The following is a 14,910-nucleotide window of genomic DNA, read 5'->3' as shown; positions in this document are numbered from 1 at the left end:
CCTATCCACTCAACGGGTGAGCGCGCGGACCAACTCGTCAGCCGTCGCGCACTTGTCGATCAGCGCGCCCACGTGGGCCTTGCTGCCGCGCAGCGGGTCGATGGTGGGCACGCGCTGCAGGGACTCGCGTCCGGGCAGGTCGAAGATGACCGAGTCCCACGACGCCGCGGCGATGTCGGGCGCGTACTTCTCCAGGCAGCGGCCGCGGAAGTAGGCGCGGGTCTCGGCCGGCGGGTTGGTCATCGCGGCGTCGACCTCGTCGTCGGTGAGCAGCCGCTGGATCCGGCCGGCCCCGACGAGGCGGTGGTAGAGGCCCTTCTCGGGGCGGATGTCGGAGTACTGGTAGTCGATGAGCTGGAGCTTGGCGTCCTTCCAGCCCAGCCCGTCGCGCGAGCGGTACTGCTCGATCAGCTTGAGCTTGGCGACCCAGTCGAGCTGGTCGGCCAGCGACATCGGGTCGGACTCGAGCCGGGCCAGGACGTCCTCCCAGCGGGCCAGTACGTCGACCGTCTGGGCGTCCGCGTCGGCGCCGTAGCGGTCCTCGACGTACTTCTTGGCCAGGTCGAGGTACTCCAGCTGGAGCTGGATGCCGGTCAGCTTGCGGCCGTCGGCCAGGGTGACCAGCTCACGCAGCCCGGGGTCGTGGGAGACCGCCCGCAGCGCCGCCACCGGGCCGTCGACGCTCAGGTCGCGGCTGATGAAGCGGTCCTCGATCATCGCCAGCACCAGCGAGGTGGTGCCGACCTTGAGGTAGGTGGCGATCTCGGAGAGGTTGGCGTCGCCGATGATGACGTGGAGCCGGCGGTACTTCTCGGGATCGGCGTGCGGCTCGTCGCGGGTGTTGATGATGGGCCGCTTGAGCGTGGTCTCGAGGCCGACCTCGACCTCGAAGAAGTCGGCGCGCTGGCTGATCTGGAAGCCCTCGCCCCGCCCGTCCTGGCCCTTGCCGACCCGGCCGGCGCCGCAGAACACCTGGCGGCTGACGAAGAACGGCGTGAGGTGCCGCACGATGTCGCCGAACGGCGTCGAGCGCCGCATCAGGTAGTTCTCGTGGGCGCCGTAGGAGGCGCCCTTGTTGTCGGTGTTGTTCTTGTAGAGCACGATCTGCGGGTTGCCCGGCAGCTGCTGGGCGCGGCGGGCGGCGTCGAGCATGACCTGCTCCCCCGCCTTGTCCCACCGGACGATGTCGAGGGGGGTCACCACCTCGGGGGTGGAGTACTCCGGGTGGGCGTGGTCGACGTAGAGCCGGGCGCCGTTGGTGAGGATGACGTTGGCCAGCCCCAGGTCCTCGTCGGTGAGCTGGGTCGGGTCGGCGATCTGGCGCGACATGTCGAAGCCGCGCGCGTCACGCAGCGGCGACTCCTCCTCGAAGTCCCACCGCGCCCGCCGCGCCCGCACGGTCGCCGTGGCGTAGGCGTTGACGACCTGGGACGACGCCACCATCGGGTTGGCGGTCGGCTGGCCCTGGACCGAGATGCCGTACTCGACCTCGGTGCCCATCACGCGGCGCACGCTCATGGCACCAGCCTACGCAAAGGCCCCGACACGGGAATCCGTGTCAGGGCCTTTCGCGATGAATCGGGTTCAGCGACCCTTGGCGACCTTGACGGCGGCGGTGATGCCGAGCGCGACCAGGGCGACGATGACGAGCTTCTTGACCACGGGGAACTCCTCGGGGTGTTGTCGGGGGTGGACGGTGCCCACCCTAGGTGAGCCATGCAAGTCAGCGTCAGAGGTACTGGCCCGTGTCGCTGACCGTGTCGATGGAGCGGCCGGGCTCGGTGCCCTGCTTGCCGGTGATGAGCGTGCGGATGAACACGATCCGCTCGCCCTTCTTGCCCGAGATCCGCGCCCAGTCGTCGGGGTTGGTCGTGTTGGGCAGGTCCTCGTTCTCCTTGAACTCGTCGACGCACGCCTGGAGGAGGTGCGAGATCCGCAGCCCCTTCTGGTCGTGGTCGAGGAAGTCCTTGATCGCGGTCTTCTTGGCCCGGTCGACGATGTTCTGGATCATCGCGCCGGAGTTGAAGTCCTTGAAGTAGAGGACCTCCTTGTCACCGTTGGCGTAGGTGACCTCGAGGAAGCGGTTCTCCTCGGTCTCGGAGTACATCCGCTCGACCGCCGCGCGGATCATGCCGCTGACGGTCGCCTGGCGGTCGCCGCCGAACTCGGCGAGGTCCTCGGTGTGCAGCGGCAGGTTGGCGGTGAGGTACTTGCTGAAGATGTCGCGTGCCGACTCGGCGTCGGGGCGCTCGATCTTGATCTTCACGTCGAGGCGACCGGGGCGCAGGATCGCCGGGTCGATCATGTCCTCGCGGTTGGAGGCGCCGATGACCAGGACGTTCTCGAGCAGCTCGACGCCGTCGATCTCGCTGAGCAGCTGCGGGACGATCGTGTTCTCGACGTCGGAGGAGACGCCCGAGCCGCGGGTGCGGAACAGGGAGTCCATCTCGTCGAAGAACACGATGACCGGTGTGCCGGTGCTGGCCTTCTCGCGAGCCCGCTGGAAGACCAGGCGGATGTGGCGCTCGGTCTCGCCGACGTACTTGTTGAGGAGCTCGGGGCCCTTGATGTTGAGGAAGAAGGACTTGCCCTCCTGGCCCGTCTTGGCCGCGACCTTCTTGGCCAGCGAGTTGGCGACCGCCTTGGCGATGAGCGTCTTGCCGCAGCCCGGAGGGCCGTAGAGCAGGATGCCCTTGGGCGGCTTGAGCTCGTGCTCGGCGAACAGCTCGGGGTAGAGGTAGGGCAGCTCGACGGCGTCCTGGATCATCTCGATCTGGTTGCCCAGGCCGCCGATGGTCTCGTAGGTGATGTCGGGGACCTCTTCGAGGACGAGCTCCTCGACCTCGGACTTCGGGACCTTCTCGTACGCGTAGCCGGCGCGGGCGTCGAGCAGCAGCGAGTCGCCGGCCCGAAGCGTCTCGGTGAGCAGCGGCTCGGCCAGCCGTACGACGCGCTCCTCGTCGGCGTTGGCGATCACCAGGACCCGCTCGCCGTCGGCGAGGAGCTCCTTGAACATGACCACGTCACCGACGTTCTCGAACTCGAACGCGGCGACCACGTTGAGCGCCTCGTTGAGCATGACCTCCTGGCCGCGCTGCAGCGTGTCGAGGTCGACCGCCGGGCTCACGGTGACCCGCAGCTTGCGGCCGCCGGTGAACACGTCGACCGAGTCGTCCTCGTTGCGCTGGAGGAAGGTGCCGAAGCCCGCCGGCGGCTGCGCCAGCCGGTCGACCTCCTCCTTCAGCTTCATGATCTGGTCCCGCGCGTCGCGCAGGGTCGTGGCCAGGCGCTCGTTCTGCGCGGTGACCGCCGCGAGCGACCGCTGGGCGTCCGCGAGCCGCATGTCCAGCGATCTCGACGGAGCTCCGGGCGTGTCGACCAGGCGGCGGCGCAGGTCGTGGACCTCGTCCTCGAGGTAGCGGACCTGCTCCTCGAGCTCCTCGCGGCTCCGAGAGCGGTGGCTCCCCGAAGTGCCTTCTCCCATGCTCGTCATGGCACACCTCCTGGAAACGACCCTACTCGGCGGCAGGGCGCAACGCGGCGGTGATTGATGCGGTTTGGTCCCAAACCGCATGTCCGGAGCCCGAAACGCTGCGGTTTGGGACCAAACCGCAAAGCATCCGCGCTAGTCGTCGGCAGGCGTCGCGGGGACGCCGGGCGGGCGCGGGCCGGTGTAGTCGGGGCCGTAGGCGCCCGGCGCGGGGCGGCGCTTCTTGAGCGGGGCGCGCTCGCCCGGGGCCATCCGGCGAGCGGTCACCAGGAACGCCGTGTGGCCGATCATCTTGTGCCCGGGCCGTACGGCGAGCCCCTCGACGTGCCAGTCGCGCACCAGCGACTCCCAGGGCGCGGGCTCGGTGAAGCCGCCGTGGACCCGCACCGCCTCGACGAACTTCGAGAGCTGGGTGGTGGTCGCGACGTACGCGCAGACGATGCCGCCGGGGCGCAGCGCGTCGGCGGCGGCGTCGAGGCAGTCCCAGGGGGCGAGCATGTCGAGGATGATCCGGTCGCAGCGCTCGCCCGAGGCGGGCAGCTCCTCGGCGAGGTCGCCGAGGGTGAGGTGCCAGGCCGGGTGGTCGCCGCCGAAGAACTGGGTGACATTGCGCCGGGCGATGTCGGCGAACTCCTCGCGCCGCTCGTACGACGACACGCGCCCGTGCGGGCCGACCGCGCGCAGCAGCGAGCAGGTCAGCGCACCGGAGCCGACGCCGGCCTCGACGACGTGGGCGCCGGGGAAGATGTCGGCCATCGCCACGATCTGGGCGGAGTCCTTGGGGTAGACGACGGCCGCGCCGCGCGGCATCGAGACCACGAACTCGGAGAGCAGCGGGCGGAAGACGAGGTACTCCCCGCCCACCGACGAGGTGACCGCGAAGCCCTCCTCGCGGCCGATCAGCTCGTCGTGGTCGAGGTGGCCCTTGTTGGAGAAGAACCGCTTGCCCTCGACCAGCTCGAAGTTGTGCTTGCGGCCCTTGCCGTCGACCAGGCGCACCCACTCGCCGGCACGCAGGGGGCCGCGGTGCACACCGGACCAGGCGTCGTTCGGGACGTCGGGAGTCGCTTCGGTCACCGGCGCAATCTACCGGGAGGCCCGCGCGGGCGCTCAGCCGGACCGGCGGACGAGCCGGAGCACGTCGGAGGTGACCAGCACGCCGTAGACCGAGCCGTCGGGGTTGAGCAGCAGGTACTCCGTCGCCGGGTTGTGGCGCAGCGTCTCGAGGAGCGCGGCGCCGGAGACGTCAGCGGGCAGGGTCCGCTCCGGCCCGATGGCGTGGGCGACGCTGGAGACCGGCACCCACGGCCGCCGCTCCTCCGGTACGGCGCGCGCGGCGTCCTCGTTGACCAGCCCGCTCGGGCGGCCGTCGGAGGTGACCGTGACGATGCCGCCGGCCTCGGCCTCGCGGGCCCGGCGGACCGCCTCGGCGAGCGGGAGGTCGGGGGCCACGGCCAGGCCGCGGCGGGCCAGCCGGACCGGGTCGAGCCGGCTGAACTGCCGGCTGATCTGGGACACAGCGAGCGCCTGGGAGGCGCCGGTCCACAGGAAGATCGCGACGATGCCCAGGATCAGCGGGCTCGTGATGCTCCCGAACTGGGTGCTCCACAGCGCCCAGGCACCGACGAGCAGGGCCAGGACGCGCCCGCCCCACGCCGCGACGGTGGTCCCGGTCTCGACCCGGCCGGTGACCGCCCAGACGCCGGCCTTGAGCACCCGGCCGCCGTCGAGCGGCAGCCCGGGCACCAGGTTGAGCACGCCGATGAGCAGGTTCGCGCCGGCCAGGCCCTCGACGACCAGCCGCAGCAGGCCCTCGGGGATGACGAACCACAGGCCGAGCGCGCCGGCACCGACCAGGATCGAGGTCAGCGGTCCGACGACCGCGATCCAGAACTCCTGGCGCGGGCGCTGCGCCTCGCCCTCGATCGCCGTCGCGCCGCCGAGGAAGTGCAGGGTGATGGAGTGGACCCGGAAGCCGAACCGGCGGGCCACCACGGCGTGCGAGGCCTCGTGCAGCAGCACAGCGAGGTAGAGCGCGATCGCGAAGGCGAGCCCGACGACGTACTTCCACACGCCGAGGCCGCTCTGGACCTGGTCGACCCGCGGCGCCATGATCAGCGCGATCAGGCCCGCGATGAGGAACCACGAGCCCGACACGAGGACGTCGCTGCCGGCGATCTGGCCGATCCGGAACATCCCCCGGGGCACGGGCGCACGCTCGGGGCGGGACGGGGAGGAACCGGACACACTCCGAGGCTATCCGGCCCGCTGTCGGAGCCCTGCCCTAGTGTCGAACGCATGACCACCGAGACCACCACGGCCGGCGTCGAGCCGGCCGATCCGTCCGAGCGCGGCGGTACGCCCGTCGACGGGGTCGAGGTGGTCGGCGCGCTGTCCCCCTCGCGGGTCGGCGACTTCCTGTCGTGCCCGCTGCTGTTCCGGTTCCGCACCATCGACCGGCTCCCCGAGCCGCCCTCCCCGGCCGCCGTGCGCGGCACCGTCGTCCACCGGGTCCTCGAGCAGCTCTTCGACCTCCCGGCCGCCGACCGCACGCCCGAGACGGCCGACACGATGATCGACCCGGCGTGGGCCGAGCTCCAGGAGATCGAGCCCGCGGTCGCCACCATGTTCCCCGTCGACGGTCCCGAGGTCGCCGCCTGGCTGGTCTCCTGCCGCGAGACGCTGCGCCGCTACTTCGACCTCGAGGACCCGCGCCGGCTCGAGCCCGCCGAGCGCGAGCTCTACGTCGAGACGCTCACCGACACCAAGCTGCTGCTGCGCGGGGTCGTCGACCGCGTCGACGTCGCCCCCGACGGCGCGATCCGGGTGGTCGACTACAAGACCGGCGCCTCCCCCAGCGAGATGTTCGAGGGCAAGGTCCTCTTCCAGCTCAAGTTCTACGCCCTGGTCATCTGGCGCACCCGCGGCGTCGTGCCCAAGCTGCTCCAGCTGATCTACCTCGGCGACGGCCAGGTGCTGCGCTACGAGCCCGACGAGCACGAGCTGCTCGCCGTCGAGCGCAAGGTCCAGGCGGTCTGGCAGGCCATCGGCCAGGCGACCGAGCGCGGGGAGTTCCAGTCCCGGCCGGGCGCGCTGTGCCAGTGGTGCGCGCACCAGGCCCTCTGCCCGTCCTACGGCGGGACTCCCCCGCCGTTCCCCTTCGACACGGTCAGGGGCGCAGCGAGCCCAGCTCCTGCGGAGTGAGCTCCTCGAGCGTCTCGCGGAAGACCAGCCCGGGCGCGGCCGGCACCGGCACGTGGTTCGGTACGACGAGCACCCGGCACCCCGCGGCCGCCGCGGACGTGGCCCCGGTCGGCGAGTCCTCGACCGCGACGCAGTCACCGGGCTCGACGCCGAGGGCGGCCGCCGCCGTCAGGTAGGGCTCCGGGTGCGGCTTGCCCCGGTCGACCATGTCGCCGGTGACGATCACCCGGAAGGTCTCCGGCGGCAGGTGCTCCAGGATCGGCGCGACCAGCCGCTGGTAGGACATCGTCACCAGCGCGCACGGCACCCCGGCGTCGCGCAGTGCCAGCAGTAGCTCCCGCGCGCCGGCCTGCCACGGCACCGCGTGGTGCACCTGGGCGACGACGCTGTCGAGGAGCATCTCGACGATCTCCTCCGGCGTCTGCGCCAGCCCGAGACGGTCCTTGATGTAGGCGCCCGAGACGAGCAGGTCGCTGCCGACCAGCGCCATCGCGTCCTCGTGGGTCCAGGTCCCGCCGTGCTCCTCGGCGATGGCCTGCTCGGCCGCCATCCAGTAGGGCTCGGTGTCCACGATGGTGCCGTCCATGTCCCACAGGACCGCGGCCGGCAGGCCGGGGGGTGCGCTCGTCACCCACCCAGCCTAGGAGCCCCGCGCCGGCTCAGTCGTCCGGGTCGTAGCCGAGGTTCGGGGAGAGCCACTTCTCGGTCTCCTTGACGCTCCAGCCCTTGCGCGCGGCGTAGTCCTCGATCTGGTCGCGGCCGAGCCGGCCGACCACGAAGTACTGCGCTTCGGGGTGGCTGTAGTAGAGACCGGAGACCGACGCCCCGGGCCACATCGCCATCGACTCGGTGAGCTCCATGCCGGTGTTGGCCTGGACGTCGAGCAGCTCCCAGATGGTGCGCTTCTCGGTGTGGTCCGGGCAGGCGGGGTAGCCGGGCGCGGGCCGGATGCCGGTGTACTTCTCGGCGATCAGGTCCTCGTTGGTCAGCTGCTCCTCGGGCACGTGCGCCCAGAACTCGGTGCGCACCCGCTGGTGGAGCCGCTCGGCGAACGCCTCGGCGAGCCGGTCGGCGAGCGCCTCGAGCAGGATCGCGGAGTAGTCGTCGAGGTCCTCCTTGAACGCCATGATCCGCTCGGTGGTGCCGATGCCGGCGGTCACCGCGAAGGCGCCGATCCAGTCGCCGCCGCCCGGCGCGAGGTCCGCACCGATGGGCGCGACGTAGTCGGCCATCGAGCGGTTCGGGATGCCGGAGCGGTGCTGACCCTGCTGGCGCAGCTGGTGCAGCGTCGTGCGGACGGCGCCGCGCGCGTCGTCGTCGTAGACCACGACGTCCTCACCGGTGCTCGCGGCCGGGAACAGGCCGTAGACGCCGTTGGCGGTGAGCCACTTCTCCTCGACCAGGCGGTCGAGCATGACCTGAGCGTCGTCGTACAGCTTGCGGGCGGCCTCGCCCAGCGTCGGGCTGTTGAGGATGTCGGGGAACTTGCCCTTCATCTCCCAGGCGTTGAAGAACGGCTGCCAGTCGATGAAGTCGCGCAGCTCGGTCAGGTCGTAGTCCGCGAGGACGTGGACGCCGGGCGTGCGCGGCTGCGGCGGTGCGTAGCCGTCCCAGACCAGCGGCGACTTGTTGTCCTGGGCGTCGGCGAAGGACAGCTGCGGGCGGTCAGACTTCTGGGAGTGCCGGGCGCGCAGCGAGTCGTAGTCGGCCTTGGTCGCCTCGAGCAGCGCCGGGCGCTGCCGGTCGTCGAGCAGGGCGGCCGCGGTCGGCACCGAGCGGGAGGCGTCCTTGACCCAGACGACGGGGCCCGAGTACTTCGGGTCGACCTTGACCGCCGTGTGGGCGCGCGAGGTCGTCGCCCCGCCGATGAGCAGCGGGATCTGCAGGCCGAGGCGCTGCATCTCGGTGGCGAAGCCGACCATCTCGTCCAGGCTCGGCGTGATCAGGCCGGACAGGCCGATGATGTCGGCGCCGACCTCCTTGGCCGTGTCGAGGATCTTCTGGGCCGGCACCATGACGCCGAGGTCGATGACCTCGTAGTTGTTGCACGAGAGCACGACGCCGACGATGTTCTTGCCGATGTCGTGGACGTCGCCCTTGACCGTGGCGAGGACGATCGTGCCGTTGGTGTCCTTGGTGTTGGCCAGCTCGGGGTTGGCGGCCTTCTCCTGCTCGATGAACGGGATGAGGTAGGCGACGGCCTTCTTCATCACACGCGCCGACTTCACCACCTGGGGCAGGAACATCTTGCCGGCGCCGAAGAGGTCGCCGACGACGTTCATGCCGTCCATGAGCGGGCCCTCGATGACCTCGATGGGGCGGCCGCCGCGGGCCGCGATCTCCTGGCGCAGCTCCTCGGTGTCGCCCTCGACGAAACCGTCGAGACCCTTGACCAGGGCGTAGGTGATCCGCTCGCCGACGGGCAGCGCGCGCCACTCCTCCTCGGCGGCCTCGACCTTCTCGCCGGTGCCGCGGTGGGCCTCGGCGAGCTCGAGCAGCCGCTCGGTGGCGGCCAGGGTGTCATCGGTGCGGTTGAGGACGACGTCCTCGATCGCGTCGCGCAGCGCCGGGTCGATGGTGTCGTAGGGCACCAGGGCGCCGGCGTTGACGATGCCCATGTCGAGCCCCGCCTCGATGGCGTGGAACAGGAACACCGCGTGGATCGCCTCGCGCACCGGGTTGTTGCCGCGGAAGCTGAACGACACGTTGGAGATGCCGCCGGAGACCTTGGCGCCGGGCAGGTTCTGCTTGATCCAGCGGGTCGCCTCGATGAAGTCCACGCCGTAGGTGGCGTGCTCCTCGATACCGGTCGCGACCGCGAAGACGTTGGGGTCGAAGATGATGTCCTCGGCCGGGAAGCCCACCTGGTCGACGAGCACCCGGTAGGCGCGCTCGCAGATCGCCTTGCGGCGCTCCAGGTTGTCGGCCTGGCCGTCCTCGTCGAACGCCATCACGACCGCGGCGGCGCCGTACTTCTTGCAGAGGTTGGCCTGGGCGATGAACTTCTCCTCGCCCTCCTTGAGCGAGATCGAGTTCACGATCGGCTTGCCCTGGACGCAGCGCAGGCCGGCCTCGATGACCTCCCACTTCGAGGAGTCGATCATCAGCGGCACCCGGCTGATGTCGGGCTCGCTCGCGATCAGCTTGACGAAGCGGTCCATCGCGGCGACGCCGTCGATCATGCCCTCGTCCATGTTGATGTCGATGACCTGCGCGCCGGCCTCGACCTGCTGGGCCGCGACCGTGAGGGCGGTGTCGTAGTCGCCGTCCTTGATCAGGTTGCGGAACCGGGCCGAGCCGGTGATGTTGGTCCGCTCGCCGACGTTGACGAAGAGGCTGGCGTCGGTGATGGTGAACGGCTCGAGGCCCGAGAGCCGCATGGCCGGCTCGATGGCGGCAGGCTGGCGGACCGCGCGGCCCTCCATCACCCGGGCGATCTCGGCGATGTGGTCGGGCGTGGTGCCGCAGCAGCCGCCGACGATGTTGAGGAAGCCGGCCTCGGCGAACTCGACCAGGACGCCGGCGGTGTCGCCCGGCGCCTCGTCGTACTCACCGAAGGCGTTGGGCAGGCCCGCGTTGGGGTAGACCGAGACGAAGGAGTCGGCGAGCCGGGACAGCTCGGCGACGTACGGGCGCATCTCGGCGGCGCCGAGCGCGCAGTTGAGGCCGACCGCGAGCGGCTGGGCGTGGCGCACCGAGTCCCAGAAGGCCTCGGTGACCTGGCCGGACAGCGTGCGCCCGGAAGCGTCGGTGATCGTGCCGGAGATGACCACCGGCCAGCGGCGGCCGGTCTCCTCGAAGAGCGTCTCGACGGCGAAGATCGCCGCCTTGGCGTTGAGGGTGTCGAAGATCGTCTCGATGAACAGCAGGTCGGAGCCGCCGTCGACCAGACCGCGGGCGGCGACCAGGTAGGCCTCGACGAGCTGCTCGTAGGAGACGTTGCGCGCGCCCGGGTCGTTGACGTCGGGGCTGATCGACGCGGTCCGGGTGGTGGGCCCGAGCGCGCCCGCGACGTACCGCTTGCGGCCGGTGGCGGCGGCGACCTCGTCGGCCACGCCCCGGGCCAGCCGGGTGGCCTCGATGTTGAGCTCGTAGGACAGCTCGGCCATGCCGTAGTCGCTGAGCGAGACCGCGTTGCAGTTGAACGTGTTGGTCTCGACGATGTCGGCACCCGCGTCGAGGTACTCGCGGTGGATGCCGGCGATGATCTCGGGCTGGGTGACCGAGAGCAGGTCGTTGTTGCCGATCAGGTCGCTCGGCCACTCCTCACGGTTCGCGAACCGCTCGCCGCGGTAGCCGGCCTCGTCGGGCCGGTCCCGCTGGATGGCGGTGCCCATGGCGCCGTCGAGGATGACGATCCGCTCCCGCAGCAACGCGGTGAGCTCGTCGGTCGCATCCGGCTGCCAGCCGGCGGACGCGTCGTCGCGCGCGATGTCAGACATGCACCAATCCTTCCGTGTGGAAGGCGCCCTTGGTTCATCGGCCGAGCGTGGCGGACCGACCCCTCGGTGGGCCGTCCGTTGCAACGCCTCTCGACTGCTGCCGATCCTACTTCGTCGGAGCCGACTAGGCTCGCAGAGTGATGGAGATCGAGACGGTCACCGGGCTGGTGCGGCCGGTGGTCATCGCCGCGTTCGAAGGCTGGAACGACGCCGCGGAGTCGGCCACCGGCGTGGTGGACCACCTGATGCGGGTCTGGAACGCCAAGGTCGTGGCCGCGATAGACCCCGAGGACTACTACGACTTCCAGGTCAACCGGCCCACCGTCGGCATCGACGAGCACGGTTTCCGCAAGCTCACCTGGCCCAGCACCCACGTGGCGGTCGCCTCGCCGCCCGAGCTCCACCGCGACGTCATCCTGATCCGCGGCATCGAGCCCAACATGCGCTGGCGCCAGTTCACCGAGGAGCTCCTCGGCACCGTCGACGAGCTCGGCGGCGAGCTCCTGGTCACCCTCGGCGCCCTGCTCTCCGACAGCCCTCACACTCGCCCCATCCCGGTCTCGGGCTCGGCCACCGAGGCCGACCTGCTCGACCGGCTCTCGCTGGAGCAGTCGACGTACGAGGGGCCGACAGGGATCGTCGGCGTCCTCCAGGAGGCCTGCGTCCGCGTCGACATGCCGGCCGTCTCCTACTGGGCCGCGGTCCCCCACTACGTCGCCCAGCCGCCCTGCCCCAAGGCCACCCTCGCCCTGATCGGCCGGCTCGAGGACCTGCTCGAGGTCCCGATCCCCCTCGGCGACCTGCCCGACGAGGCCCGCGCCTGGGAGCGCGGCGTCGACGAGCTCGCCGAGGAGGACGAGGACATCGCCGAGTACGTCCGCTCGCTCGAGGAGTCGCGCGACACCGCCGACCTGCCCGAGGCGACGGGTGAGGCAATCGCCCGGGAGTTCGAGCGCTACCTCAAGCGCCGCGGCGAAGAGGACTGAGCGGGTTTCTCACCTGCCCGGCTCTGCGGTTTGGTCCCAAACCGCAGAAATTCGGGCCCGTCGTGTGCGGTTCGTGCCCAATTGCAACGCGTTCCGCGGCTAGGGCGCCCACGCCGGCGGCCGTCCGTCACCGTGGTCACCGCCGGGGGCGGCGCCGTTCGGGCCGCTGGGTGCGCTAACCACCGCTCGACTGCCGCAGCGGCTGGCGTCCTCGCCGCGGCGGGCTAGAGCGCCAGGCCGAGCGCGGCGTCGAGCACCGGCAGCAGCGTCACGGCCGCCTCGGCATCGCTGGTGTCGGCGAGGCCGTCGGTGCCGAGGGTCGCCTTGACCCAGGCGTCGATCGCGGCGGTCGCGCGCGGGGCGTCGAGGTCGTCGGCGAGCGCCGCCAGGACCTCGGTGACCACGGGGGCGGCGGCCGCGCCCGCGCCGAGGGCGAGCGCGCGGCGCCAGGAGGCGATGTCGTCGACGGCCTGCCAGAGCTGGGCGTCGGTCCACTCCCAGTCGGTGCGGTAGTGGTGGCGCAGGAGCGCGAGGCGGATCGCCATCGGGTCGATGTCGCTGTTGCGCAGGGCGGAGACGAAGACGAGGTTGCCGAGCGACTTCGACATCTTCTGACCGTCGTAGGCCACCATGCCGGCGTGGCTGTAGATCTCGGCGAAGCGCTCGCCGGTCGCCACCTGCACGTGCCCGGCGCACATCTCGTGGTGCGGGAAGACGAGGTCGCTGCCGCCGGCCTGGACGTCGAACGCCCCGCCGAGGTGCTCCAGCGCGATCGCCGCGCACTCGATGTGCCAGCCGGGACGGCCGCGGCCGAACGGGCTGTCCCAGGCGGGCTCGCCGTCGCGCTCGCCGCGCCACACGACGCAGTCGAGCGGGTCCTTCTTGCCGGCGCGGTCGGGGTCTCCCCCGCGCTCGCCGAAGAAGCGGAGCATCGTCTCGCGGTCGTAGCCGGACTCGCCGCCGAAGGCGGGGTCGGCGGTCACGGAGAAGTAGAGGTCCTGCTCGACGCGGTAGACCGACCCGGCCGCGTCGAGGCGCTGGATCAGGTCGATGACGAGCGGGATCGACTCGACCGCGCCGATGTAGGCGACCGGCGGGAGCACCCGCAGCGCCTCCATGTCCTTGCGGAACAGCTCGGTCTCGCGCTCGGCGAGCTCGACCCAGTCGACGCCGACCTTGTCGGCCCGCTCGAGCAGCGGGTCGTCGACGTCGGTGACGTTCTGGACGTACTGCACGTCGTGCCCGGCGGTGCGCCAGGCGCGGTTGAGCAGGTCGAAGGCGACGTACGTGTTGGCGTGGCCGATGTGCGTGGCGTCGTAGGGCGTGATGCCGCAGACGTAGAGGCGCGCGGCGCCGTCGGGGCGTGCGGCGACCTTGGTGCCGGTAGCGGTGTCGTGGAGGACGACCGGGGGGCCGGAGACCGGGAGCGCCGGGAGACCCGGCGCGTTCCATGCGCGCATGCCTTGATGTTAGGGGTTCGGCCTAGAACGGCGGCCAGGGGATGGCGGGCCAGTCCCCCGAGGGCCCCGGGAGGACACCGGCCGCCAGCAGCCGCTCGGTACGCCGCTCCAGCGCCCGCAGCTCGTGCTCGGCCAGGTGGGTGCCGAGCCGCTCCCCCAGGTCACCGCGCACCGCGGCGAGCACCGAGGTGACCACGGCGACCTCGTCGTCGGCGAGCGGCGTACCGGCCCAGCCCCACAGGACGGTGCGCAGCTTGGGCTCGTGGTGGAAGGCGACACCGTGGTCGACCCCGTAGCGGTGGCCGCCGGTCATGGCGAGCACGTGACCGCCCTTGCGGTCGGCGTTGTTGACGAGCACGTCGTACACGGCGAGGCGGCGCAGGACGGCGGTGTCCTCGTGGACGAGGGTGACCGGCCGGTCGCGGTCGTCGAGCCCCTCGACCACCTCGAGCCAGCCGTCGGGCGTCGCCCCGGAGCGGACCAGCGTGACGGCGTCCTGGTCGGGGTCGACCTCCTGCCACTCCTGGACCATGCCGGGACCGTGCGGGCCCTCGCCCCACCACGTGCGCGGCACCAGGTCCCAGCCGGTGGCCTGGGCGACGAGGTACGCCGCCACCTCGCGGTCCGCGAGCGTCCCGTCGGGGAAGTCCCACAGCGGGCGCTCCCCCGCGACCGGCTTGTAGACGACCTCGCGGCCGTCGAGCTCGCCGAGGAAGGTGGCGTTGGAGGCCGGCATGATCCGGCCCTTGATGGTGATCGTCACGACGGGTCGCGGCGCTTGAACCCGTTGGCTCGCACGCACAGGTGGCCCTCGGGGTCGATCGGCTGGCCGCAGAACGGGCAGGACGGACGTCCGGCGCCCACGACGTGCTCCGAGCGTCGTACGAAGGCGCGGGCCTGGCCGGGCTCGAGCCGGACCAGCAGCACCTCGGCCGGGTCCTCGCCGTCGGTGAGCTCGACCGGCTCCTCACCGACCGGGAAGACCTCGACCACCACCCGCTCGTCGTCGGGGTCCCAGGAGAGGGTCATGGTGCCCGCCCGGAACTCCTCGACGATCGGCAGCTCCAGCGGCTCGTCGTCGGCGAGCCCGAACGGCGCCATCGCCGGCACCACCCCGCGGGCCCGGCCGTCGGCGATCACCTCGTCCAGCAGCTCGTCGATCCGCTCGGCCAGCGCCGCGACCTGCTGCTTCTCCAGCGAGACCGAGACCATGCGCGGTCCGATCCGGGCCTGGAGGAAGAAGGTGCGGCTGCCGGGCTCGCCGACGGTGCCGGCGACGAAGCGCTCCGGCGGGTCGAATCCGTGGACGATGGGCATGGTCCCGAGCC

The 14,910-nt window shown here is 71.3% G+C and carries 11 protein-coding genes; 2 read left to right on the top strand and 9 right to left on the bottom strand.

All coding sequences use genetic code 11. The annotated features are described in order from the left end of the window. Positions 1 to 9: 9 nt before the first annotated feature. The 4 genes from dop to M0M48_RS08850 form a co-directional block, all read right to left on the bottom strand. Positions 10 to 1,518: a depupylase/deamidase Dop gene (gene dop / locus M0M48_RS08865; RefSeq protein ID WP_252373575.1), complete on the bottom strand. Its 1,509-nt coding sequence runs from the start codon at positions 1,516 to 1,518 to the stop codon at positions 10 to 12. 211 nt (positions 1,519 to 1,729) lie between these two features. Beyond that, complete coding sequence (gene arc, locus M0M48_RS08860; protein WP_257750843.1) at positions 1,730 to 3,484, bottom strand: proteasome ATPase; 1,755 nt, start codon at positions 3,482 to 3,484, stop codon at positions 1,730 to 1,732. A gap of 141 nt (positions 3,485 to 3,625) precedes the next feature. Beyond that, positions 3,626 to 4,567, bottom strand: coding sequence for a tRNA (adenine-N1)-methyltransferase (locus M0M48_RS08855; RefSeq protein ID WP_308220376.1), 942 nt, complete (start codon positions 4,565 to 4,567; stop codon positions 3,626 to 3,628). A gap of 33 nt (positions 4,568 to 4,600) precedes the next feature. Continuing rightward, the gene (locus M0M48_RS08850) at positions 4,601 to 5,737 is read right to left on the bottom strand and encodes a site-2 protease family protein (RefSeq protein ID WP_257750842.1); all 1,137 of its coding nucleotides are present in this window, start codon (positions 5,735 to 5,737) and stop codon (positions 4,601 to 4,603) included. Positions 5,738 to 5,788: 51 nt separating this feature from the next. Here M0M48_RS08850 and M0M48_RS08845 point away from each other — a divergent pair, with 51 nt between their 5' ends. Continuing rightward, a complete protein-coding gene (locus tag M0M48_RS08845; RefSeq protein WP_257750841.1) occupies positions 5,789 to 6,694 on the top strand; it encodes a RecB family exonuclease in 906 nt (301 codons plus the stop codon). Here M0M48_RS08845 and M0M48_RS08840 read toward each other — a convergent pair. Both M0M48_RS08840 and metH read right to left on the bottom strand, forming a co-directional pair. Next, complete coding sequence (locus M0M48_RS08840) at positions 6,660 to 7,325, bottom strand: HAD family hydrolase (protein WP_257750840.1); 666 nt, start codon at positions 7,323 to 7,325, stop codon at positions 6,660 to 6,662. The two genes, M0M48_RS08845 and M0M48_RS08840, sit on opposite strands and share 35 nt — an antisense overlap. A 28-nt stretch (positions 7,326 to 7,353) precedes the next feature. Continuing rightward, a complete protein-coding gene (gene metH / locus M0M48_RS08835; protein WP_257750839.1) occupies positions 7,354 to 11,136 on the bottom strand; it encodes a methionine synthase in 3,783 nt (1,260 codons plus the stop codon). A gap of 140 nt (positions 11,137 to 11,276) precedes the next feature. Between metH and M0M48_RS08830 the strand changes: the two genes are divergently transcribed. After that, positions 11,277 to 12,122, top strand: coding sequence for a PAC2 family protein (locus M0M48_RS08830; protein WP_374584282.1), 846 nt, complete (start codon positions 11,277 to 11,279; stop codon positions 12,120 to 12,122). Positions 12,123 to 12,346: 224 nt separating this feature from the next. Here M0M48_RS08830 and mshC read toward each other — a convergent pair whose 3' ends face one another. The 3 genes from mshC to M0M48_RS08815 are packed head-to-tail and all read right to left on the bottom strand — an operon-like array spanning position 12,347 to position 14,899. Next, positions 12,347 to 13,582: a cysteine--1-D-myo-inosityl 2-amino-2-deoxy-alpha-D-glucopyranoside ligase gene (gene mshC, locus M0M48_RS08825; RefSeq protein WP_215815948.1), complete on the bottom strand. Its 1,236-nt coding sequence runs from the start codon at positions 13,580 to 13,582 to the stop codon at positions 12,347 to 12,349. A 22-nt stretch (positions 13,583 to 13,604) separates the two neighbouring features. After that, entirely contained in the window at positions 13,605 to 14,345 is a 741-nt protein-coding gene (locus M0M48_RS08820) for an SCO1664 family protein (protein ID WP_257750837.1), read from the bottom strand. After that, on the bottom strand, positions 14,342 to 14,899 hold the full coding sequence (locus tag M0M48_RS08815) for a DUF3090 domain-containing protein (protein WP_215815949.1): 558 nt from the start codon (positions 14,897 to 14,899) through the stop codon (positions 14,342 to 14,344). Before M0M48_RS08815 ends, M0M48_RS08820 begins: the two co-directional genes overlap by 4 nt. Between the last annotated feature and the right edge of the window lie 11 nt (positions 14,900 to 14,910).

Source organism: Pimelobacter simplex (genome assembly GCF_024662235.1).
In the GTDB taxonomy this organism is placed as follows: Bacteria; Actinomycetota; Actinomycetes; order Propionibacteriales; family Nocardioidaceae; genus Nocardioides.
Note: the sequence above shows the minus strand (reverse complement) of the source record. Positions and strands in the feature narration are given on the sequence as shown.